Below are 21584 nucleotides of genomic sequence, written 5' to 3'. Positions count from 1 at the left end.
TACCGGGCCTACAAAACAGGCTTAACCCGTTTTCTTTAACTGCGTCACCACCAGCTGGTGGCGCGCGTTGTAGAACTTCCGATAGGTCAGGTAGCAGGCAATGATGGTTGACAGGCTTGCCGTGGAAAGCAGCATAAACGTCACCATGATCTGATACTTAATCGCTTTTACCGGATCGATACCGGCAAAAATCAGCCCCGACATCATGCCCGGCAGGCTCACCAGCCCCACCGTTTTGGCTGAATCTACCGTTGGGATCAGCGATGAACGAATGCTCTCACGAATCAGCCGCGCCGAGGCCACTTTAGGCGTCGCTCCCAGGCTTAATTTCTCCTGTAGCTGCTGCTGTTCACTGCTGAAGCGCTGGCCGAGATTGTTATAACACAGCCCAACGGCCACCATGGCGTTCCCCGCAATCATGCCGGAGATGGGGATAACCTGCATCGGCGTAAAGGCAATCGAGCCGGAGAGCACCAGTACAGCCAGCGTGAGCGCCGTCCCGGTGGTAATGGCGATAAACGACGAGATAAACGCCTTATCAATGTATTTACTGCGTTTTTTCGCATTCCACGCCGCGTTGAAACAGATAAAGAGCACCATCAGCAGCGTCAGCACCGCGTGGTTGACGTTGAAAATATACTTCAGCACATAGCCGACGATGATGAGCTGAACCACCGCGCGGCAGATACTCCACACAATATCTTTTTCCAGCCCCAGCTTTTCCCGGTAGCTGACCACAATCGCAATCAGCACCAGCACCATCGAAAACGCCAGTGATTCATTGGTAATGTTATGCTCACCCACGGTTAGCCTCCTGCATTTTCCCGCCGTGCGGCTGAAGCGTAATGACGTCATCCGAATGGGTTATTTCATTAGCATCGTGCGTCACCCACAGCACGGCAATATTCTGCTCCCGGGCGTAGCGATGAATAATCTCGTTAACGTTGCGCTTGTTGACGTCATCGAGCGCGCTGGTAATTTCGTCCAGCAAAAGCACTTTCGGTAAAAACTGCAGGTTGCGGATCAGCGAGACGCGCTGCTTTTCTCCGCCCGACAGCGCGGTGATAGATTTGGTTAACGTCTCCTGCGCCAGGCCAAAGCGGGCCAGATCGCTGATAAACTTTTCCGGCTCCGGCGTTTTATTGCGGATTTGCCACGGGAAAATCAGGTTGTCATAAACCGTATCGCCAAAAAGCGCGGGGGTTTGCACGCAGTAGGAGACCTGCTGGCGATAGTTTTCCGGGGAAAGCGACGCGATATCCTGTCCTTCAAACAGAAGGGTGCCCTCCGTCGGGCTGAGGAGTGAGGCCACAATTTTCAGCAGCGTGCTTTTACCGCAGCCTGAGGGGCCCGTGATGAGTTTAAACTCGCCCGGCGACAGGCTAAACCCGACGTGCTGAAGAATAATGTTTTCTCCAACACGAAATCCAATATCCCTGAGATGTAATAGTTCTTTTTTATCGTTCATTACGCTTCCGTTAACCGCTTCGTGTAATAACCGCCTGTAGCATAATCCTTTCGTGCGCACAGAGCGAATAGCCTCACGCTAAAGCAAGTGTTAAACTTTTTGTTTGTCATTTGTCTCCACCATCACTACAGGAAGTAAGCAGCATGGCACATATCTTTTATGAGTTTCCTTCCCTGAAGCCTGGTGTTCCTGATGTCGAAACATTAATGGAAGTCATCAAATCTTCGGAACTCACGCGTTTTGTCATCGGTGCAGAGGTGGTGGATTTTGTTAAGAAGGCGCTCATCGTGAACACCACGATCGGCAGTTTCAAAAATTGCTATTTCGCCTTCGACAACGGGACACACTTCCTGGAATTTGACGGCAAGGGAAAATCAAAACGTTTCAATGAAGTACCCGACTGGTTCGTCTCTCCGGCTGAATTTTCTCGTACCCAGTGGCTTATCAACCACGATCTTGCGGATGTAAAGGCCACCCAATTCATTGACGTGCTAATGTCCTACCCGCTGAAAGAGCGCCGCGCGCACTGTAATTTGTTATTCGGGCTGGAGCTGGAAAAGGTGAATGCGGTTCCGGCCGCAGCGTCGAAAGCGGGTAAAATCGGCAATAAGAACGGTAAAACCACCAAACCGCGCGTGACCGATCTGGGATCGTTTGAATTGTTCAGCCAGTTCTTTGCGCGCATGAAAACCGCCGTGCTGGCCGATGAGTTCCCTACCCTGCAGGTTCTGACGGGCATGGATAACCTGACAAAAGCGCCGCATAATTTAAAGCAGGGTATCAGAACGTGGTTCAAGGCCATCGCGGGCGACCTTCCCCCTAATAACAAGCGCGTTGAAGCGGGGAATGCCGTTCTGTTCTGCGCCCCTATCCGCGAACAGATCCAGCGTATCGAAGCGCTGGGGCTGGAGAAGTACTACCAGGGATTATCCAAAGCCATTGCCGAAGCGGGTGATGGATTCATCTCTGACTTTACCTATACTTACGAGCAATAAACACACACTTTCACTCATCACAGCATGCAAAACAGGAGGTTTTTATGCTTATCGTTGTTCCTGTCCTTATTTTCGTTGCGCTGGTTATTGTGGGCGCAGGCGTCAAAATTGTCCCTCAGGGTTATCAGTGGACCGTCGAGCGTTTCGGTCGCTACACCAACACCCTCCAGCCGGGCTTAAGCCTGATCGTCCCGTTCATGGACAGAATCGGTCGCAAGATCAACATGATGGAACAGGTGCTGGACATTCCGTCTCAGGAGATCATCTCCAAGGATAACGCCAACGTCACCATCGACGCCGTCTGCTTTATTCAGGTGATTGACGCGCCGAAAGCGGCGTATGAGGTCAGCAACCTGGAGCTGGCGATCGTCAACCTGACGATGACCAACATCCGTACTGTGCTCGGCTCGATGGAGCTGGACGAAATGCTTTCCCAGCGCGACAGCATCAATACCCGCCTGCTGCATATTGTCGATGAGGCAACCAACCCGTGGGGGATCAAGGTCACCCGTATCGAGATCCGCGACGTGCGTCCGCCGGCGGAGCTGATCGCCTCCATGAACGCCCAGATGAAGGCCGAGCGAACCAAGCGCGCCTACATTCTGGAAGCCGAAGGGGTGCGTCAGGCGGAGATCCTCAAAGCGGAAGGGGAAAAACAGTCGCAGATCCTGAAAGCGGAAGGCGATCGTCAGTCCGCATTCTTACAGGCGGAAGCGCGTGAACGTTCGGCCGAGGCGGAAGCCCGCGCCACTCAGATGGTGTCCGAGGCGATTGCCGCCGGTGATATCCAGGCCGTGAACTACTTTGTCGCGCAAAAATATACCGACGCGCTAAAACAGATCGGATCGGCGAACAACAGCAAAGTGGTGATGATGCCGCTGGAGGCCAGCAGCCTGATGGGCTCTATCGCCGGTATTGCCGAACTGATTAAAGACAGCGGAAACGAGCGTAAAAAATGATTGAGCTGATCGCTGCACATCCTCATGCCTTCTGGCTAAGCCTCGGCGGCTTATTGCTGGCGGCGGAGATGCTGGGCGGCAACGGCTACCTGCTCTGGAGCGGTGTTGCCGCCGTCATTACGGGCCTTCTGGTCTGGATCCTTCCTCTGGACTGGGCGTGGCAGGGTGCGCTATTTGCCGTGCTCACGCTGGTGGCCGCCTGGCTGTGGTGGCGCTGGCTAAACCGGCGGGTTAATGAGCAGAAGCCGCTGGACGCGCACCTTAACCAGCGCGGGCAGCAGATTGTCGGCAAGCGTTTTACGCTCGACACCGCGCTGGTGAACGGGCGCGGGCATATGCGCGTGGGCGACAGCTCGTGGCCGGTGGTCGCCGACGACGACCTCAGCGCCGGCACGCGGGTTGAGGTCATTGCTGTGGAAGGCATTACCCTGCGGGTGAAGGCCTGTTAGGCAGAAGCCTTACGATGACAGCAGCCTGCAAGGTTATCGATAATCGGGCAGTCGGCGCCGTCATCCCCCGGACAGGATTCCGCGAGCTGCAGCAGCTGTTCACGCATCGCCTGCAGCTCGATGATGTGGCGTTCGATCTCGGCCACTTTTTCCAGCGTGCGTTTTTTCACGTCGGCGCTGTGACGCTTCGGATCGTTAAACAGGTTAACCAGCTCGCCGCACTCTTCCAGGTTAAACCCGACCTGCCTTGCCTGGCGCAGTAGCGTTAGCTCATCAATATGCAGTTTCGTATAGCTGCGGTAGCCGTTTTCGCTGCGCAGCGGTGGCGTCACCAGCCCCTTCTCTTCATAAAAGCGGATTGCCTTGCTGGTTAAGCCGGTTTTTTTTGCCACGTCACTGATATTCACATTTCCCCCTTGACCTTCCCCTTGATGGAAGGTTTAACCTTCATAACAGTTAGCGAAAAGCGTTACTCCGGTCAACTACTGACCAGTTCATTATACGGGAGTTTTGTTATGTCTCACACTATCGACCTGACGCTGGACGGCCTCTCATGCGGCCACTGCGTCAAACGCGTTAAAGAAAGCCTGGAACAGCGCCCTGACGTTGAAAGCGCTGACGTGACTATCGATCATGCCGCCGTCACCGGCAGCGCCAGCGCGGATGCGCTGATCGATACCATTAAGCAGGCCGGTTACGGGGCGGAGTTAAGCCACCCAAAGGCTAAACCGCTGGCAGAGTCATCATCCCCGTCGGAAGCGCTGACAGCGGCCACTCCTGAGCTTCCGGCAGCTGATGATATTGACGACAGCCAACAGCTGCTGATCAACGGCATGAGCTGCGCCAGCTGCGTCTCCCGGGTACAAAACGCCTTGCAGGCCGTACCGGGCGTCGCGCAGGCACGGGTCAATCTTGCGGAGCGTACTGCGCTGGTGATGGGCAGTGCCTCCGCCGCAGATTTAGTGCAGGCCGTTGAGAAAGCGGGCTACGGGGCGGAGGCTATCGAAGATGATGCCGAGCGCCGCGAGCGCCAGCAGGAAACGGCTATCGCCACCATGAATCGCTTCCGCTGGCAGGCGATTGTCGCCCTGCTGGTGGGTATTCCGGTGATGGTGTGGGGGATGATGGGTGACAACATGATGGTCACCGACGACAACCGCACGCTGTGGCTGGTGATTGGTCTGATTACTCTTGCGGTGATGGTGTTTGCAGGCGGGCATTTTTACACTAGCGCCTGGAAGAGCCTGAAAAACCGCACCGCGACGATGGATACGCTGGTGGCGCTCGGTACCGGCGCGGCGTGGCTCTATTCTATGAGCGTGAACGTCTGGCCCCAGTGGTTCCCGATGGAGGCGCGCCATCTCTACTATGAAGCGAGCGCGATGATTATCGGCCTGATTAACCTGGGCCACATGCTGGAAGCCCGCGCCCGCCAGCGCTCCTCGAAAGCGCTGGAAAGATTGCTTGATTTAACCCCGCCGACGGCCCGCGTGGTCACGGACGAGGGGGAGAGAAGCGTCCCGCTGGCGGAAGTTCAGCCCGGCATGACGCTGCGCCTGACGACGGGCGATCGCGTTCCCGTTGACGGTAAGATAACCCAGGGCGAAGCCTGGCTGGATGAAGCGATGCTGACCGGCGAGCCTATCCCTCAGCAGAAATCAGACGGCGACGCCGTTCATGCCGGTACGGTGGTGCAGGACGGCAGCGTGCTGTTTACCGCCAGCGCCGTCGGCAGCCACACGACGCTGTCGCGTATCATCCGCATGGTGCGCCAGGCCCAGAGCAGCAAGCCGGAAATTGGCCAGCTTGCCGACAGAATCTCGGCCATTTTTGTGCCGGTGGTGGTCGGCATTGCCCTTCTAAGCGCGGCTATCTGGTATTTCTTCGGCCCCGCACCGCAGATTGTTTACACCCTGGTGATCGCCACCACGGTGCTGATCATCGCCTGTCCTTGCGCCCTTGGCCTGGCGACGCCGATGTCGATTATCTCCGGAGTAGGCCGCGCGGCCGAATTTGGCGTACTGGTGCGGGATGCGGACGCGCTGCAGCGGGCCAGCACTCTCGACACGCTGGTGTTTGATAAAACCGGCACGCTGACCGAAGGCAAACCGCAGGTGGTGGCCGTCACTACCGCAGGCATTGCGCAAGAGGAGGCGCTGCGTCTCGCCGCCGCGCTGGAGCAAGGATCCAGCCATCCGCTGGCGCGCGCCATTCTCGATAAAGCGAATGCTTCTGCCCTGCCGCAGGTCAGCAATTTCCGCACCCTGCGCGGGCTCGGCGTCAGCGGTGAAGCAGAAGGCCACGCGCTGCTGCTGGGCAACCAGGCATTGCTCAATGAAAACGGTATTGATACCGCCGCGCTGGAAAGCGAGCTGAAGGCGCAGGCGTCTCAGGGCGCTACGCCGGTTCTGCTGGCGGTGGATGGCAAAGCCGCCGCGCTGCTGGCCGTGCGCGATCCGCTTCGCCAGGATAGCGTGGACGCCCTGCAGCGTCTGCACAGTGCGGGCTACCGTCTGGTGATGCTGACCGGGGACAATCCGACAACGGCAAACGCCATCGCGAAAGAAGCCGGAATTGATGAGGTCATTGCAGGCGTACTGCCGGACGGTAAAGCGGACGCCATCAAGAAACTGCAAAGTCAGGGCCGTCAGGTGGCGATGGTCGGCGACGGCATCAACGATGCCCCGGCGCTGGCCCAGGCGGACGTGGGGATTGCCATGGGCGGCGGGAGCGATGTCGCCATCGAAACCGCCGCCATTACGCTGATGCGCCATAGCCTGATGGGCGTTGCCGACGCGCTGGCCATTTCAAAAGCCACGCTGCGCAACATGAAGCAGAACCTGCTGGGAGCGTTCGTCTATAACACCCTCGGTATCCCAATCGCGGCCGGTATTCTGTGGCCGCTGACCGGCACGCTGCTTAACCCGGTGGTCGCGGGCGCGGCGATGGCGCTCTCCTCCATTACCGTGGTGAGCAACGCCAACCGTCTGCTGCGCTTTAAACCGAAGGATTGAACCTTGTACCCGTACGCGCTAGCATGAACCTTTCCATTCATGGAGCGCGTATGGGTCTGTTTAATCGTATAAAAGCATCGTTTCGCGCCCTCTTTCCTCGCCGTTACGCCTGGCCCGGTCTGGATATCTCTCTCCCCGGCGGGCAGCACCTGCACCTGGTCGGCAGTATTCATATGGGTACGCAGGATATGTCTCCCCTGCCACCCGGCCTGATAAAACTGCTGAAACGCGCCGACGCGCTGGTCGTTGAGGCGGACATTTCGGGTCAGGAGTCACCGTTTGCCGGGCTCGAGAGCGATCTCACCCTGGCGGAACGTCTGGATGATGTCCGGCTTGCCGAACTGACGCGCGTCGCGGATGAAACCGGCGTGTCGCTCTCCATGATTGACACCCTGCCGCTCTGGCAAATTGCGATGGTGCTGCAGGCCACGCAGGCGCAGCGTCTGGGGCTGCGCGGTGACTACGGCATTGATTACCAGCTGCTGAACGCGGCAAGGGCGCGCAGCCTGCCCGTCATCGAGCTGGAAGGGACGGACAGCCAGATTGCGCTTCTGCGGCAGCTTCCCGACGACGGCCTGATGCTGCTGGATGATACGTTGACCCACTGGCACACCAACGCGCGCCTGCTGCAGACCATGATTGGCTGGTGGCTGGACGCGCCGCCTGAGGACGGTAAGCTGGCGTTACCATCGACGTTCAGCGAATCGCTGTATGATGTGCTGATGAATGCGCGCAACAAAGCCTGGCGACAGACGCTGCATGCTTTGCCCGCGGGGCATTACGTGGTGGCGGTTGGGGCGTTACATTTGTACGGAGAAGGGAATTTGCCGTCACTGTTGAAATAAAAAAATGGCCAATATTTCTATTGGCCCGTCAAAGAGGAATTTCATCGTTTTTATTATGCCGAAGGAGACCTTCGGTTGAGCCGATTGTCGCTCAAAGTGACCATCACTGCCAATACTATTGCGCAAGATGGTGCTATTTTTTAGACAAACGTCAGGCGTATGCTGATGGCATGATTTGTCTGTCGTAAGAAGGATAGCTATGACTCCCGCCGTTAAATTACTCGAAAAAAACAACATTTCTTTCCGGATCCACACTTACGATCACGATCCGAATGAAACTAACTTTGGTGATGAAGTGGTGCGCAAGCTGGGCCTGAACGCGGACCAGGTTTACAAAACGCTGCTGGTGGCGGTGAATGGCGATATGAAACACCTCGCCGTCGCGGTTACCCCGGTCGCGGGACAGCTGGATCTGAAGAAAGTCGCCAAAGCCCTGGGGGCGAAGAAGGTGGATATGGCGGATCCGATGGTGGCGCAGCGCACCACGGGCTATCTGGTGGGCGGGATCAGTCCGCTCGGGCAGAAAAAACGCCTGCCGACGCTGATCGATGCGCCTTCACAGGAGTTTGACACCATATTTATATCCGGCGGTAAACGCGGGCTGGATATCGAGCTGGCGGCGGGCGACCTGGCGAAAATGCTGGACGCGAAGTTTGCGGATATTGCGCGCCGGGATTGAGAAAATTGCCCGGTGGCGGCTGCGAGGTAAAAACAAAACGGTAACAGGCGTTACCGTTTTTTGTGTTCGCGCCCTCTCCCACCGGGAGAGGGTTGGGGTGAGGGCATCAGGCCGCACACCACTACTGCCAGCTCACCTCACCTTTCGGCTCGTAGGCATTCACGTCAATCGGCGAATTCTGCTCGATAAACTGCTTCAGCACTTCCGCATCGATAAAGCCGGTATTCACGTATCCCGGTTTGTTATCAATATGCGGATAGCCGTCGCCGCCGGTGGCGTTAAAGCTTAACGTCGCCAGACGGTAAGTCTTAGCCGGGTCAACCGGTTCGCCTTTGATCTTCAGGTCGTTAAGCTTGCCGTCTTTCGCGACGAAGCTGACGTTAGCAAACTGCGGATAGGCCCCGGAATCCGGCTTCATCTGCGCCACGGCGGTCAGGTACTCAATCACCTCTTTCCCGCTCATGTCCGCATAGACCACCAGGTTGCCGAACGGCTGCACCTTCAGGACGTCTTTATAGGTAATGTTTCCACCTTCGATGGAATCACGAATGCCGCCACCGCTCATTACGCCAAAATCAGCGCCGGTACGCGCCATTTGCGCCGCCAGCACCAGGTGGCCCATGTTGGTCTGCACGAAGCGAACTTTACTGCGGTCCCCCTCCAGACGACCGTTCAGCGTGCCGATTTTCACGTCCAGCTGCGCCTTGCCTTTGTTCTGGAACGGCGTCAGCAGGGAGAGCATCTGCTGATTTTCTGCGATCTCTGGCGTGTAAAGTACGCGCTCACTTTTCCCGTCCGGGTAGGTGACTTTCTTCTTCAGGTTGACCGGGATGAGCTGATAATGGACCAGCTTCATCTCGCCGTTACGGAACTCGAAATCCGCCCGGCCGACGTATTTGCCCCACTCGTGCGCCTGAACAATCCAGATACCGTTCTGACGGTCCGGCGCGCACGGCGTGCCCGGCACGTAGTCCACCTGCTTTTTGTTCTCCGAGGCCATGCACACCGGATCCTGTGAGTGACCGCCCACAATCATTGCCAGCGAGCCCGCGGGCAGGCTGCGCGCCATTTCCACGTCGCCGGGCGCGTTAGAGCCGTGCTCGCCGTTGTCGTAGTGCCCCATATGCGTGGTGGCGATAATCACGTCCGGCTTTTCGTTTTGCTGCAGCTCCTGAATCACCAGCTTCGCTTCGTCTGCCGGTTTGCGGAATTCGATATCGGTAAAGAACTCGGGATTACCAATTTTCGCCGTGTCGTCGGTTGATCCACCGCGCGATAAAAAAGCCGCAATCCGTGAGATAAATGACCCGGTGCGGCTTTTCATATACGGCAAAGGAATTACAGATTATCAGTCATAAGCAACCCGGCGCTTACGGGCAAGGAGAGTTTCCAGTGCTCTTTCCAGTTCAGGAATGGATAGCTTAAGCGCATTAGCCACATCCGGCGCTGGTGCCTTGTTCTTGCCATCAATGTAGATATGGTTAACTACGTTAATCCCGCCGCCAGATGTTCCCCCTCTGGTGCCTCTGGCTGTAATTCCCGCTCCTTGTCCCGAATACCCTGCTCTCATAATTTCCGGTGGAGGAAGGCGGGGAATCTCCGGTATCATTTCCTCTGCCAGTCGCTGCCCTGCGAGTGCTGCAAGTGGGATAGTCCTCTGGAGACCGATAGCGGCACCCTGTGAGATATTCGACCCGAAGCCCATAAATACACGGCTTGGGGAGTGAATCCCCAGCTTTTCCTTGAACCAGCCGCCGACGCTGTCACCCATTTCGGTGACGGTACTTTTGAGTGACTCCCACTTGTTTTTGATACCGTTCACCAGTCCATCAATCAGATGACCGCCAAACTCTGTAAACTGGCCGGGAAGGTCGATGTTAAACCACTTCATTACCCCCGCAAACGCCTTGTAGAACAGCCCCAGCGGCGACCAGTTCAGGATTAGCTTACTCACGCCGAGAACGCCGCCATTAAAGGCGGTTTTCACTTCCTCCCATCGCTGCGAGAACCATCGACTTATCGCGCCCCAGTTGCGGTAAATCAGGTACGCGCCCCCGGCGATGATGGTTATCGCAATGCCTATGGGGTTCATTAACAGCGCCCGACCAAACCAGAGAAACGCTTTTGCGACGACCATTACACCCCTGAACAGACCTCCCGCCAGCGCTTTACCCAGCATTCCGGCTCCCTTCGCCACTGTACTGAATCCGGTAGCCAGCCAGCGCAGCTTGCCGCCGTCGCTCAGGTCGGTTTTGAGCAACAGCCAGTTAGTGCGCAGCAGTACGGCGTTTTTCCACAACCCGGCGAACGGTGATACCAGCAGATTCAGGCCGAGTTTCAGCCCGACAGTGGCGATTTTCAGCCCCAGCAGTACGCCCACGGTTTTTGCCACACCCTGAACAATGCCGGGATGTTGCGCTATCCATTGCCCGGTGGAATGAATCAGCGGAATCAGTTGCTGCGTCATTGACACGAACGAGGGAGACAGTTGACTGCCAAGGGTAATGGACAGTTCGCGGGTGCTGACCATCAGCGCTTTGGTCGCCTCCAGTGGCGATTTCAGCCGCTCCGTGTAGGATGAGGCCAGCAGGTCTTTATCCGCCGCCTTAAGTGCGCCAGCCCTGATTTCGCGGTATTTGTCCATGTTGGCGAGCATCGGACGGACAAACGCCATGACCTGCATATCGGCGAACATCTCACCCAGACCGAAATTCTTCGCCAGTTCCTGTAACGCAAGGTCGCGGGAGTTATCGTCCTTGATTTTCATTGCTTTCTTGAAGCCTGCCAGCGCTTCCGGGCTTTTGGCCTCCAGATACCTGCCCATGACGCTTATCATGCCCTCAATGGGTGAGACGCCAGCAGATTTATAAGCCATGAGTGACCCCTGAAGGTCAATCCCGATATCGGCAAACTGTTTCTGCGTGTCGCGGGCAAAAATCTTGGTGAGGAAGTTACGGAAGTTGTTACCAGCCTCGTCAGATGACCCGGCACCAATTCGGGCTATCTGTAAACTCGCTCCGATTTCCGCCATCGCCTCTTTACCTTCGGCAATACCGCGCATCATCGGGGCAAGAGATGGCATCCATTTCACCTGGTCAGGGATTTCAAAAGACCCCTGGTCGCCTGCAAAGGCCATGATGTTCTGTACTTTGGCAAACTCTTTAGCGCTGCCATCCATCGAGTTTTTCCAGACGGCGGCAACCTTCGCCCATTCCGTCCCTGTGGTGCGTGTGGCAGTAGCGGCGCGGGCTATATTGGGCATGAAGCTGCCAATTTCGGACACGCTGTCGATATTGTCACTGATAAGCGAACCGACTGCCTCCTGTAAGTCGCTCTGGTACTGGTTGTATTTTAGCGACCAGTCACGGATTTGCTGCCCCAGACTGGCGCGGGTTTTATCGTCATATTTCGCCGTGATTGACATATCAATCATCTTGTCGTCGAACGAGGCTGACTGCTGAATCGCCGGGGAAACGAGGCTGTAAGCGGCTTTGGCCTGCGCCCACGTCTCAATCCCCTGACCATAAAGCGCCATCCGGTTGGCTCTCAGAGCATCGGTTGTGGCAGACGCTGCCGACAGGCGGGACTGCTGGCGGTTGAGTTGCTCCAGCGTTCTGCCGACCCGTTGCAGGTCATTGTTCAGACGTGAGGCTACGCCAGAACCTACCTGACCGTAACGCTGCATGGCGCGTGACAGGCTGCTTTGCTGCTCCGTCAGTCGGCGCGATGTGTCGCCGAGAGAATCCAGCGCCCGCCGTGTACCGCTGACGGCGGAACGGAAGCTGCTCCCGACAATGCCGCCAATCATCACACCAACAGAAAAATTATTGCTCATGGTTCACTCCGGTTGAGTGGTTCGGTGGGCGTCATTCAGTCAGGGACAGGCCGCTGATTCCGGTAATCCCGGCAATTTCTTCGCTGACGGCTGCCAGTTCACTTTCAAGCCCGGTGCGTTCGCTGACCAGTGCCGCCACGGTCTTACGGCGCTCTGCCAGTGAGGGAAGTTTGTCATTACCCCATGCCACGCTTTTATCCTTCTCAAGTGCTTCGGTTAGTCGGTTGGCGACTACATCCGGGAAGAAAAAGCAGAGCTTGCGCATAACCGCCATCCCGGTATCAGCCGGGGAGATGTTTCCACCCAGCCCCACCAGACGGAACAGGCCGGAAATATCGCCGTTCTCACTCTCAAGATTGCCCCAGCGTTCGGCGTTTCCTTCACTGCCGGAACCGTTGCAAAGAGCATGCTTGAATGACCGGTATTCTTCCTGCCCGAATCGCTCAATATATTCAGGAATAAAGGAACAGTAATCATTAAGTGATAACGGCATATCCTGTAATGCGGTTATTTCGCCATTAATATCACCAATGCGACGAGAGAGCTTTTCTTTCTGCTCATTCAGGGAGGCAAGATTATTTTTAACGGCGTTCAGTGCTTCAATGAGGGAAATAACAGGTTTCATTTTAATAACTCCAGATAAAAGGTGTGGTGAGGGTGAGCGCTTCGGAATAGGAGACGTTGCAGGCTTCGCTCACATCCTTTACTAAAAGGTGCTGCGCTGCCCTCTGGCTGTCGGCTATGCCGTCGAACTCTGAGAAATAAACGTGTGATTCATTGTGACCAAAACAAACCGGGTAAGCGCTTTCCATAAACTCCACCTGCTCAAGCCCCTTTACGGCTGGCGGCTGTGCGCCGAGAAAACCAATATGGCGAAGATACCAGGCACCAGTTCCGGCCGGGTTACGCGCTTCTCCCGGCTTGTAGAAAGCGGCAGACACTTTTTTATATAGACCTGACTGAACCATATCCAGCAACCTGTTATCAGGCTTAACCAGCGCGAAAAGTCTGCCATTTTTGCTTATCAACCCGGCTGTTTCACCATAGGCCGGGCCGTTACTGGCAGGATGCCCCAGACACAGCGGCGCACCATAACCCGCGCGATGATAGCCATTATAGGCCGCAGCTATGCTGTCGATATCCTCATCGGAAAAGCTGATCTCCTGACCTTCCATCGCGGTATGCGTCCCCGCCCTGAATATCTCAATAGTTCTCCAGTTACCAATATTGATATCTGTCATTTTAAATTTGCCCTTGTTTCATATCGCGCTGCGCTTTGTTTTTCTTACGTTCGGCGGCAATAATCTGATAAATGCACTGAATGGAACGCTTGTGTTTTTTAGATAATTCAAAGATAGAAGTACCCTGATAGAAATCAGCCAGTACTTTTGCATTCCTGTCGAAGGTATTCTTTGATGCCCCCATAGGGATATAAATATTCACCCCGGAAAACGTTTTTCTGAGACACTCAGTGATAGCGGGAGAGAGTATTTCGGCCTGCGAACAAAAGTAAGGTATGGTTTCTAATGCCTGCTCAATAGATTCAGTCAGTTCATTCAGGAAGCAAACAGCTTTAGGCGCTCTTTCACGGTACTCCGGCATATACCCCTGACAACCACCAAGCCTGTCCGAGATACCTACAACAATACTATTAGCTGCACCGCAGGACTGTTGCTGTGAATTCCCCCCGTCTATTAAAAGCGCTTCGATAGCGTCGCCCATTGCCCCCAAAGTATCAGATGAAGCGTACAATCCCTCTCTTGTAATCATAATCACACCCCGGTAACGGTAAAGATGTGCGCAAAAAAGCCTTTATAAAGCTTTATAAGGTGTCTCACTGGTAACAAACTGGAATATACACCAGTAACACCTCAAAACGGCTTACAGAGCATTTAAGCGCGGGTTACTAACGTGGATTAAGAATATGGCTTTGGGGCGGGGATGTTTTTTAATGTACTTTAGATATGAAGAAGCCCCTCACAGGAGGGGCTAAAGCGAAAGGCTATTTTTGCTTGACTACTACTTGTCGTTCTGGTTAAGGCGATCTCCTATCAGGCTGACCATCGCCATTGCGTCAGATAGCAGAATACTGTTAACAACCGCTAAGGGGGTCTGCGTTGATTTATCATCAACAGCAGCGGCAAGTTCATCATTCAGGCGACGAACGGCCTCAAGGCGGCTAAAAGCGGCTTCCCATATTTCTGTACTCGGGGCATCCACATTAACAAACAGAACATCGTAAGACGTTCCCTGTGACTCATGAGGGCAGGCTCTGAAATTAGCAGTAGTTTTCATTTTGCAGCCCTCCGGCTAATGGCAAATTTATTATAAACTTCATAACTGGCAGCATTCAGCCCCGGACTGTATTTACCAGCCAACGCACAGGCAATCATATGTTCAATGAATTTTGTTATTGCGGTAAGTTCGCTCTCGTCTGAATAACGTAAAGCCACCTTGAGTAATTCACGGCAATATTGTTTTTTATTTTCTTCATTTTTACCTGATTGCTTTATATCTGTCTCTTTGTCGGATTTATCCTCAACATGCAAAGACGGGATATCCTGTTTATTGGTTAGTGTTCTTTCGCAAATAATATCTTCGCCAGATTGAATTACGCGCTGCAACTCTCTGGCGCTCATGCGAAGAATATCATCAAGCGTGCAATCGTTGTACGCCCCACCGCAGGCAAGGAGATCCAATTTTTCTTCATCCAGACGGGCAAGCAGGATTAACTTCGTTTTACCGATACCCGTTTTGACAATTGCGGCGCGGGGAGTATTGGTTACGCCAAATACCAGTGCAACGCGCATAGCATTATAGGCTTCACGTTTTTTAATTCCCCCCACTGAAAGCGCCTTTGCAAATTCCTCATTTGTTTTTGTTGCTTCCTTAAGTGCCAGCATATCTTTACCACGATGCACTAAAGTTTCAGTCGGGGTTGGCAAAAGGAGTACAGCATCTAAAATTTTTTCGCGAAGTACATCAACTTGGCTTGCGATGCCTGAACGGTTAGACTTGTTGATACCCATGATTGTTATCCTCAATAACAATGGTGGTCAGGCAGGATGTGATACTGAACCTATCATGTCCTGCCGCTTGCGGTTTTACATCTACTTAATGTAATGTACGTACCATTGATTTCAATCTAAACAATGGTACGTATCATGTCAAGAGTAAAAGATAACACGCCTAAAAATTCCGCAGGGCGTTCCCCAACCTTCCAAATACGTATTACACCTGAACTTAGGGAACAGCTTGATAAAGAAGCTCTTAAAGATGGTGTAAGTTTGGCCAATTGGCTCAAAGGCATTGCACGAGATGAACTACGCAGGAGAGGTATTTCTCCAAAAGGGTAGGGCTAATCAGGTATAAAAAGCGAAAACGTTTTCGCTTTTATGGCTAAGAGAGCGGATGCACTCACTAAAGCGGACAGCGCTGTCCGCTTTCCATCAGTAAAAAACAACATGCTTACCCTAAAACGCTCAACTTTGAATGGTACGTTACTCCGATAAAAGCGCAGGCGCTTGCGCTTTTGAGAGGAAGTGATCCAGCGTTCAAAGCGGACAACGTTGACCGCTCCCGCTCGGTGTCAATTCTGAACACAAATAAAAGTGCTGTCGCCACCCCAAACAGCAAATCTTGAGTAGCAAACTTACGCAGCTTTAACTGTGAATCCAACATCTCTGTCGGTTTTAAACGTAGCATCTAAACCGCTCAGCGCTGAGCGGTTCTGTGGCTTTTTTACAATCTAGATCTGCCAACGTTGGCAGATTTGCAAATACCGCATTTGATTGATGGTCTCGAATCACAAATGTCCCAGCGCTGGGAATCATCCCCAAAACGGCAAGCGCCTGCCGTTTTGGCACGAAAGAGTGATATAGATTGTGTTGTTCTGTGACTGTTTCAAAGGCGCAGACGTCTGCGCCTTTGAGAAGCTAGGAACTAAAATCCGTTTCACCGGATGGTATGAGGCTTACAGATGCCTGCTGAGGCTTAAATAAGCTAATGAAGTTTGCATCATCTGTTCCAAGTTAGTACACTTATCCCTGTTAGTGGATGCGTGACGCGCTCAGGTTGAGGCTAATTACCTTGAACAGCGGTTCATCACCTTAAGCACCCAAAGAAAAAAGCCTGACCTCACCAGTTGGGCTTTTTTTTGTCCGTTATTTACTCCAGTCCTTTGATTACATTGCTGATACCCTTATAATCACGGCGTTAGTGGGTGTCGCGTTCTGACACAACGCAGGCATGTGAAACGTGTTCAAGCCCTGGCTGGATTACGGGTGGTGCCGCTCCAGTGCCTCAACCTGAGCGCGTCACGCATCCACTAACAATGCAACACCGTTAACCAGGCAGTGGAAGGGCTTTAACGATGGTGCCGCGCTCCTGTATTGGAGCAAACGGATGAAGGGATTTCTTCAAATCGCTGTCATCGCTCTTAAGGCGATTGTTGCCTTTATTGAGTTGATTCTGGCCTGCTTACCATAAGCGGTCAGGAAACGTAAGTAAGGCCACCGGCTCACCCCCGGTGGCCTTTAACATTTCTGAGTCGCGTCGCCGCCGAACTGCCATTCATTTAAAGCAGGCTGTGGCGGCAACGCCGGATTTAAGGTCTCACTGACGGCTCGAATCTCTTTTATTTCTGGGCCTGTCGTGATGATTAAAGCGTTTTAGAATTAGTTATTACTGTTCTGGTTAATGATTTTTACCGGGTTATCCAACATAAAGGTTATTAAAATGCCAGACGAAAATTACAGCAGTATCGAATTAAGCCATACCGACATCACCAGAGCCGCACTGACTCTCATCAAGCACCATCTTAACGGGCTACCAGTAGGGCAGGCTCGACGGGTTCTGCGTGAGGCAGAGCTAATGATAGATGCAACGATGCTCGTAGATTGTAGCGCTAGCGAGTTTAAAAAAGCGTGCGAAGGTTTTCAAAGCGCTGGTGTGTGAAAAAATGAGCTTTTTACTAGACGGGGTGGGCGACAATGGCAAGACCAAGTAATATCGATAAGCTCCCGGAGAATGTTCGTGCTGAGCTTCACGCTGAGTTATTGCGGACAAACTTTACTTGCTATGAGTGGTTGTCTTCATGGCTTGCTGATAAAGGATTTACTGTTTCTAAATCAGCGCTACAACGATATGCGGTGGCACATAAAAATGAGATACTCAGCCTACAGGAAGTGAGTAAGTTCCACCAATCCCATTTACGGCTTACAGCATTAAATGTCGCCGCAGTCTTATCACCACAGAAAGACCTTGGAAGTTTGAAAAATGACGCTGATGCAATACTAAAATGGGCGTTATTTGGATTTTGATAGCAGAGGGGAAATGCCCCCTCTTATTTTTCAGATAGTGTAAGTGATTTTCACTCGTTCCGTTCCACAACGTTCCATCACGTACCACAACTTCCCATTTATCTTACGACCCCCCGTCTATTTATCTCACGTCTAATCAGTCGGTGGTTAAGCCGATGACCGCAATCTTCAGATCCTGACGCTTAAACAGCGCCCAGGGCTTAAACAGGCGTTCGCCGGTGCTTTTCTGGTAAATATTGGCGGAGAGGAAGGGGAATTTGGCCCATTTTTCCTGCTGACGCAGCACGGTCAGCGGATTATCGAACTCGTGGTTACCCACGGCCATCGCGTCGTAGCCAATCAGGTTCATGCCGCGAAAATCAGGTTCCGCGTCCTGTAAATCGGATTCCGGCACGCCGGTATTGATATCACCCCCCGACAGCAGCAGCACGCTGCCACCCTGGGCCGCTACCTCTTTGCGAATGCCGTCCACCAGCGTTTTTTGTGCCGACAGGCCATATTCGCCGTATTCGCTGCGCCAGAAATGACCGTGGTGATCGTTGGTATGCAGAATGGTGATTTTATAGGTTTTGTCTTTTTCATACGCCTGCGCGGGCAGGCTTACCAGGCCCCATGCGGCGATGAGCGCCAGCGCGACGCCCCGCTTCATTAACTTCATCTTCTCTCTCCCTGACCAATAGACAAAGGCAAAAATTACAGTGACTAACAAGAATAGACAAATAAGTTTTCAGAATTGCGACTTTCTTCAAATGTCCCGGGCGGGTATGTTAGTCGGATAATAATTACACCCTGCATAACTAATAACTAAAGACGTGGTACTTCTCTCTATGGCAATCAGTGAATCAACCCAGCCCGTTCCGGGCGCACCGGCTTCGCGCACCTCCTTTAAAGTCTTAGGCGCAATCAGTCTCTCGCACCTGCTCAACGATATGATCCAGTCGTTGATTCTGGCCATTTATCCGCTGCTGCAGTCCGAGTTTTCGTTAACTTTCGTGCAGATCGGGATGATCACCCTGACCTTCCAGCTGGCTTCCTCACTGCTGCAGCCGGTGGTGGGCTACTGGACGGATAAATACCCGATGCCGTGGTCGCTGCCGATAGGCATGTGCTTCACCCTAAGCGGGCTGGTACTGCTGGCCATGGCGGGGAGCTTTGAAGCCGTGCTGATTGCCGCCGCGCTGGTGGGCACCGGCTCGTCCGTTTTCCATCCGGAGTCTTCTCGCGTGGCGCGCATGGCCTCCGGGGGACGTCACGGTCTGGCGCAGTCGCTGTTCCAGGTAGGCGGTAACTTTGGTAGCTCTCTGGGCCCGCTGCTGGCCGCGGTGATTATTGCCCCTTACGGCAAAGGCAACGTGGCATGGTTTGTACTGGCCGCGCTGCTGGCGATCATCGTGCTGGCGCAGATCAGCCGCTGGTATGCCGCTCAGCATCGCGTGAATAAAGGGAAACCTAAAGCGAAGGTTATCAATCCCCTGCCGCGCAATAAGGTTATTCTGGCCGTCTCTGTGCTGCTGGTACTGATTTTCTCGAAATACTTCTATATGGCGAGCATCAGCAGCTATTACACCTTTTATCTGATGCAAAAATTCGGATTATCGGTACAGAATGCGCAAATCCACCTGTTTGCCTTCCTGTTTGCCGTTGCGGCCGGTACGGTTATTGGCGGGCCTGTGGGTGATAAGATTGGGCGTAAATATGTCATTTGGGGCTCTATCCTCGGCGTGGCGCCGTTTACCCTTATTTTGCCGTACGCCAGCCTTGAATGGACGGGGATTTTAACCGTGATCATTGGTTTTATTCTCGCATCCGCCTTTTCCGCCATTCTGGTCTATGCCCAGGAGCTGCTGCCTGGCCGTATCGGTATGGTTTCCGGGCTCTTTTTCGGTTTCGCCTTCGGCATGGGAGGGCTTGGCGCGGCGGTGTTAGGGATGGTGGCGGATCACACCAGCATCTTCCTGGTTTATAAAATCTGCGCTTTCCTGCCGCTTCTTGGGATGTTAACCATATTCCTGCCTGATAACCGTCATAAAGCCTGAATTACGGGTAGCCAAAGTTTTACTTTGGCTACCTGATACCCTGATGCCATAAGGGTTTCTTCTTCATCCCCTCGCTGAATTTATCAATTTGCGCTTTTTTACGGGCATATTGCTGTTTTATTCAAACTTCAACAATTATTCATAAACATAAGGGTAAAAATTGTCATAAACTATTACTCGGTTTTTGGTTTTCGCCAAAAAGGAACACCCACAACGAAAGGAGACGGAATGCACCACGCCACACCGCTTATCACCACCATTGTTGGTGGACTTGTGCTCGCTTTTATCCTCGGCATGATTGCCAATAAGCTTCGTATTTCTCCTCTTGTCGGCTATCTGTTAGCGGGTGTACTGGCGGGACCGTTTACGCCAGGCTTCGTAGCGGATACCAAACTGGCCCCTGAGCTGGCGGAATTGGGCGTGATTCTGCTGATGTTTGGCGTCGGCCTGCACTTCTCCCTGAAGGATTTGATGGCGGTAAAGTCGATTGCCATACCGGGAGCGATCGCCCAGATAGGGGTGGCGACGCTGCTGGGGATGGCGCTTTCGGCGGTGCTGGGCTGGTCGTTAATGACCGGTATCGTTTTTGGGCTGTGTCTCTCAACCGCCAGTACCGTGGTGCTGCTGCGCGCGCTTGAAGAGAGACAGCTGATAGACAGCCAGCGCGGGCAAATCGCGATAGGCTGGCTGATCGTTGAAGATCTGGTGATGGTCCTGACGCTGGTGCTGCTGCCAGCCGTCGCCGGGATGATGGAAAAAGACAACGTTGGCTTTGCCTCGCTGGCGCTGGATATGAGCATCACCATCGGTAAGGTGGTGGCGTTTATCGCCATCATGATGCTGGTGGGCCGCCGTCTTGTGCCGTGGATCATGTCCCGCAGCGCGGCAACCGGCTCACGCGAGCTGTTTACCCTCTCCGTGCTGGCGCTGGCGCTGGGTATCGCTTTTGGTGCCGTTGAGCTGTTTGATGTCTCCTTTGCCCTGGGCGCGTTCTTCGCCGGGATGGTACTGAACGAATCCGAGCTGAGCCACCGCGCGGCGCACGACACTCTGCCGCTGCGCGATGCCTTCGCCGTGCTGTTCTTCGTCTCCGTCGGAATGCTGTTTGACCCGATGGTCCTGATTCATCAACCGCTGGCCGTGCTGGGCACGCTGGCGATCATCATCTTTGGCAAGTCGCTTGCCGCCTTCTTCCTGGTGCGGATGTTCGGCCACTCCCCGCGGACGGCGTTGACCATCGCCGCCAGCCTGGCGCAGATCGGTGAGTTCGCCTTTATTCTGGCCGGTCTGGGCATGGCCCTGAACCTGCTGCCGCAGGCGGGGCAAAACCTGGTGCTGGCGGGGGCGATTCTGTCGATTATGCTGAACCCGGTGCTGTTTGCCCTGCTGGAAAAATACCTCGATAAAACCGAAACGCTGGAAGAACAGACGCTCGAAGAGGCCATCGAAGAAGAGAAGCAGATTCCGGTCGATATTTGCAATCACGCCCTGCTGGTCGGCTTTGGCCGCGTGGGCAGTCTGCTCGGTGAGAAGCTGATGGCGCAGGGCATTCCGCTGGTGGTGATTGAGACCTCACGCACCCGCGTCGACGAGCTGCGCGAGCGCGGTATTCGTGCGGTGCTGGGCAATGCGGCAAACGAAGAGATCATGAATCTGGCGCATCTGGACTGCGCGCGCTGGCTGCTGCTGACCATACCTAACGGCTATGAAGCGGGCGAGATTGTGGCTTCCGCGCGCGAGAAGTGCCCAACGATTGAGATTATCGCCCGGGCGCACTATGACGACGAGGTGGAGTACATTACCGAGCGCGGTGCAAATAAGGTGGTGATGGGCGAGCGCGAGATTGCGAATACGATGCTGACGCTGCTGGAGAATCCGCCGCTTGAAGAGGCTGTGACGGGTAAGTTTGGTGCGGTCTGATCCCCTCACCCCAGCCCTCTCCCCATAGGGGAGAGGGTGTTCAAGTTCCCTCTCCCCTATGGG

At 54.0% G+C, this 21584-nt stretch carries 19 protein-coding genes and 2 pseudogenes; 10 read left to right on the top strand and 11 right to left on the bottom strand.

From position 1 onward, the window contains the following. Positions 1–21: 21 nt before the first annotated feature. Both fetB and fetA read right to left on the bottom strand, forming a co-directional pair. On the bottom strand, positions 22–855 hold the full coding sequence (fetB, locus tag ACJ69_RS00905) for an iron efflux ABC transporter permease subunit FetB (RefSeq protein ID WP_233458396.1): 834 nt from the start codon (positions 853–855) through the stop codon (positions 22–24). After that, positions 797–1468, bottom strand: coding sequence for an iron efflux ABC transporter ATP-binding subunit FetA (fetA, locus tag ACJ69_RS00900; protein WP_059346276.1), 672 nt, complete (start codon positions 1466–1468; stop codon positions 797–799). The genes fetB and fetA overlap by 59 nt, the downstream gene beginning before the upstream one ends. Positions 1469–1611: 143 nt before the next feature. Between fetA and ACJ69_RS00895 the strand changes: the two genes are divergently transcribed. From ACJ69_RS00895 to ACJ69_RS00885, 3 genes are read left to right on the top strand one after another with little or no spacing between them, the layout of a single operon-like run. After that, positions 1612–2463: a hypothetical protein gene (locus ACJ69_RS00895; RefSeq protein ID WP_029741040.1), complete on the top strand. Its 852-nt coding sequence runs from the start codon at positions 1612–1614 to the stop codon at positions 2461–2463. A gap of 44 nt (positions 2464–2507) precedes the next feature. Then, positions 2508–3422 (top strand): SPFH domain-containing protein, encoded by a 915-nt coding sequence (locus ACJ69_RS00890; protein ID WP_023310620.1) that lies wholly within the window; start codon positions 2508–2510, stop codon positions 3420–3422. Continuing rightward, positions 3419–3871 carry an NfeD family protein gene (locus tag ACJ69_RS00885; RefSeq protein ID WP_023310619.1) on the top strand — a complete coding sequence of 151 codons (453 nt, stop codon included), beginning with the start codon at positions 3419–3421 and terminating at the stop codon, positions 3869–3871. The genes ACJ69_RS00890 and ACJ69_RS00885 overlap by 4 nt, the downstream gene beginning before the upstream one ends. Here ACJ69_RS00885 and cueR read toward each other — a convergent pair. Beyond that, the gene (gene cueR, locus ACJ69_RS00880; RefSeq protein ID WP_029741038.1) at positions 3868–4278 is read right to left on the bottom strand and encodes a Cu(I)-responsive transcriptional regulator; all 411 of its coding nucleotides are present in this window, start codon (positions 4276–4278) and stop codon (positions 3868–3870) included. The two genes, ACJ69_RS00885 and cueR, sit on opposite strands and share 4 nt — an antisense overlap. Positions 4279–4386: 108 nt before the next feature. On the opposite strand from cueR, the gene copA reads away from it, so the two are divergent. From copA to ybaK, 3 genes are all read left to right on the top strand, one after another. Then, positions 4387–6885 carry a copper-exporting P-type ATPase CopA gene (gene copA, locus ACJ69_RS00875; protein ID WP_059346275.1) on the top strand — a complete coding sequence of 833 codons (2499 nt, stop codon included), beginning with the start codon at positions 4387–4389 and terminating at the stop codon, positions 6883–6885. A 50-nt stretch (positions 6886–6935) separates the two neighbouring features. Next, on the top strand, positions 6936–7730 hold the full coding sequence (locus ACJ69_RS00870) for a TraB/GumN family protein (protein WP_054829836.1): 795 nt from the start codon (positions 6936–6938) through the stop codon (positions 7728–7730). A 199-nt stretch (positions 7731–7929) separates the two neighbouring features. Continuing rightward, entirely contained in the window at positions 7930–8409 is a 480-nt protein-coding gene (ybaK, locus tag ACJ69_RS00865) for a Cys-tRNA(Pro)/Cys-tRNA(Cys) deacylase YbaK (protein ID WP_023343509.1), read from the top strand. A gap of 121 nt (positions 8410–8530) precedes the next feature. On the opposite strand, the pseudogene ushA reads toward ybaK, so the two are convergent. From ushA to ACJ69_RS00830, 7 genes and pseudogenes are all read right to left on the bottom strand, one after another. Then, a pseudogene (ushA, locus tag ACJ69_RS00860) lies at positions 8531–9736 on the bottom strand (bifunctional UDP-sugar hydrolase/5'-nucleotidase UshA); the annotation flags it as partial. A 21-nt stretch (positions 9737–9757) separates the two neighbouring features. After that, the gene (locus ACJ69_RS00855) at positions 9758–12244 is read right to left on the bottom strand and encodes a phage tail tape measure protein (RefSeq protein WP_059346274.1); all 2487 of its coding nucleotides are present in this window, start codon (positions 12242–12244) and stop codon (positions 9758–9760) included. A 31-nt stretch (positions 12245–12275) separates the two neighbouring features. After that, positions 12276–12869, bottom strand: a complete 594-nt coding sequence (locus ACJ69_RS00850; RefSeq protein WP_054829837.1) for a hypothetical protein — start codon at positions 12867–12869, stop codon at positions 12276–12278. A gap of 1 nt (position 12870) precedes the next feature. Then, the gene (locus ACJ69_RS00845) at positions 12871–13485 is read right to left on the bottom strand and encodes a hypothetical protein (RefSeq protein ID WP_054829838.1); all 615 of its coding nucleotides are present in this window, start codon (positions 13483–13485) and stop codon (positions 12871–12873) included. A 1-nt stretch (position 13486) separates the two neighbouring features. Continuing rightward, a complete protein-coding gene (locus ACJ69_RS00840) occupies positions 13487–14014 on the bottom strand; it encodes a Mor transcription activator family protein (protein WP_059346273.1) in 528 nt (175 codons plus the stop codon). Between the two features lie 249 nt (positions 14015–14263). Continuing rightward, positions 14264–14539, bottom strand: a complete 276-nt coding sequence (locus ACJ69_RS00835; protein ID WP_054829839.1) for a hypothetical protein — start codon at positions 14537–14539, stop codon at positions 14264–14266. Continuing rightward, positions 14536–15273 carry a hypothetical protein gene (locus ACJ69_RS00830; RefSeq protein ID WP_059346272.1) on the bottom strand — a complete coding sequence of 246 codons (738 nt, stop codon included), beginning with the start codon at positions 15271–15273 and terminating at the stop codon, positions 14536–14538. The genes ACJ69_RS00835 and ACJ69_RS00830 overlap by 4 nt, the downstream gene beginning before the upstream one ends. 135 nt (positions 15274–15408) lie before the next feature. Here ACJ69_RS00830 and ACJ69_RS23685 point away from each other — a divergent pair, with 135 nt between their 5' ends. Both ACJ69_RS23685 and ACJ69_RS23675 read left to right on the top strand, forming a co-directional pair. Then, positions 15409–15600, top strand: coding sequence for a toxin-antitoxin system HicB family antitoxin (locus tag ACJ69_RS23685; RefSeq protein ID WP_032155344.1), 192 nt, complete (start codon positions 15409–15411; stop codon positions 15598–15600). 1635 nt (positions 15601–17235) lie between these two features. Beyond that, positions 17236–17565 carry a phage protein Gp27 family protein gene (locus ACJ69_RS23675; protein ID WP_071886538.1) on the top strand — a complete coding sequence of 110 codons (330 nt, stop codon included), beginning with the start codon at positions 17236–17238 and terminating at the stop codon, positions 17563–17565. A 139-nt stretch (positions 17566–17704) separates the two neighbouring features. On the opposite strand, the pseudogene ACJ69_RS00820 reads toward ACJ69_RS23675, so the two are convergent. Beyond that, positions 17705–18223 (bottom strand): annotated as a pseudogene (locus tag ACJ69_RS00820) (metallophosphoesterase); the annotation flags it as partial. 169 nt (positions 18224–18392) lie between these two features. On the opposite strand from ACJ69_RS00820, the gene ACJ69_RS00815 reads away from it, so the two are divergent. Both ACJ69_RS00815 and ybaL read left to right on the top strand, forming a co-directional pair. Beyond that, positions 18393–19601, top strand: a complete 1209-nt coding sequence (locus ACJ69_RS00815) for an MFS transporter (RefSeq protein WP_045887946.1) — start codon at positions 18393–18395, stop codon at positions 19599–19601. Between the two features lie 228 nt (positions 19602–19829). After that, entirely contained in the window at positions 19830–21521 is a 1692-nt protein-coding gene (gene ybaL, locus ACJ69_RS00810) for a YbaL family putative K(+) efflux transporter (RefSeq protein ID WP_059346269.1), read from the top strand. Positions 21522–21584 lie beyond the last annotated feature (63 nt).

Source organism: Enterobacter asburiae, assembly GCF_001521715.1.
Lineage (GTDB): Bacteria > Pseudomonadota > Gammaproteobacteria > Enterobacterales > Enterobacteriaceae > Enterobacter > Enterobacter asburiae.
This window is presented reverse-complemented; position numbering and strand designations above follow the sequence as displayed.

Coding starts and splice junctions, on each gene's coding strand:
- ybaK (WP_023343509.1), top strand. CDS start 7,930: ATGACTCCCGCCGTTAAATTACTCGAAAAAAACAACATTTCTTTCCGG.
- ACJ69_RS00835 (WP_054829839.1), bottom strand. CDS start 14,539: ATGAAAACTACTGCTAATTTCAGAGCCTGCCCTCATGAGTCACAGGGA.
- ybaL (WP_059346269.1), top strand. CDS start 19,830: ATGCACCACGCCACACCGCTTATCACCACCATTGTTGGTGGACTTGTG.
- ACJ69_RS00885 (WP_023310619.1), top strand. CDS start 3,419: ATGATTGAGCTGATCGCTGCACATCCTCATGCCTTCTGGCTAAGCCTC.
- copA (WP_059346275.1), top strand. CDS start 4,387: ATGTCTCACACTATCGACCTGACGCTGGACGGCCTCTCATGCGGCCAC.
- ACJ69_RS00815 (WP_045887946.1), top strand. CDS start 18,393: ATGGCAATCAGTGAATCAACCCAGCCCGTTCCGGGCGCACCGGCTTCG.
- ACJ69_RS23675 (WP_071886538.1), top strand. CDS start 17,236: ATGGCAAGACCAAGTAATATCGATAAGCTCCCGGAGAATGTTCGTGCT.
- ACJ69_RS00850 (WP_054829837.1), bottom strand. CDS start 12,869: ATGAAACCTGTTATTTCCCTCATTGAAGCACTGAACGCCGTTAAAAAT.
- fetB (WP_233458396.1), bottom strand. CDS start 855: ATGACGTCATTACGCTTCAGCCGCACGGCGGGAAAATGCAGGAGGCTA.
- ACJ69_RS00845 (WP_054829838.1), bottom strand. CDS start 13,485: ATGACAGATATCAATATTGGTAACTGGAGAACTATTGAGATATTCAGG.
- ACJ69_RS00830 (WP_059346272.1), bottom strand. CDS start 15,273: ATGGGTATCAACAAGTCTAACCGTTCAGGCATCGCAAGCCAAGTTGAT.
- ACJ69_RS23685 (WP_032155344.1), top strand. CDS start 15,409: ATGTCAAGAGTAAAAGATAACACGCCTAAAAATTCCGCAGGGCGTTCC.
- ACJ69_RS00840 (WP_059346273.1), bottom strand. CDS start 14,014: ATGATTACAAGAGAGGGATTGTACGCTTCATCTGATACTTTGGGGGCA.
- ACJ69_RS00895 (WP_029741040.1), top strand. CDS start 1,612: ATGGCACATATCTTTTATGAGTTTCCTTCCCTGAAGCCTGGTGTTCCT.
- fetA (WP_059346276.1), bottom strand. CDS start 1,468: ATGAACGATAAAAAAGAACTATTACATCTCAGGGATATTGGATTTCGT.
- ACJ69_RS00870 (WP_054829836.1), top strand. CDS start 6,936: ATGGGTCTGTTTAATCGTATAAAAGCATCGTTTCGCGCCCTCTTTCCT.
- ACJ69_RS00855 (WP_059346274.1), bottom strand. CDS start 12,244: ATGAGCAATAATTTTTCTGTTGGTGTGATGATTGGCGGCATTGTCGGG.
- ACJ69_RS00890 (WP_023310620.1), top strand. CDS start 2,508: ATGCTTATCGTTGTTCCTGTCCTTATTTTCGTTGCGCTGGTTATTGTG.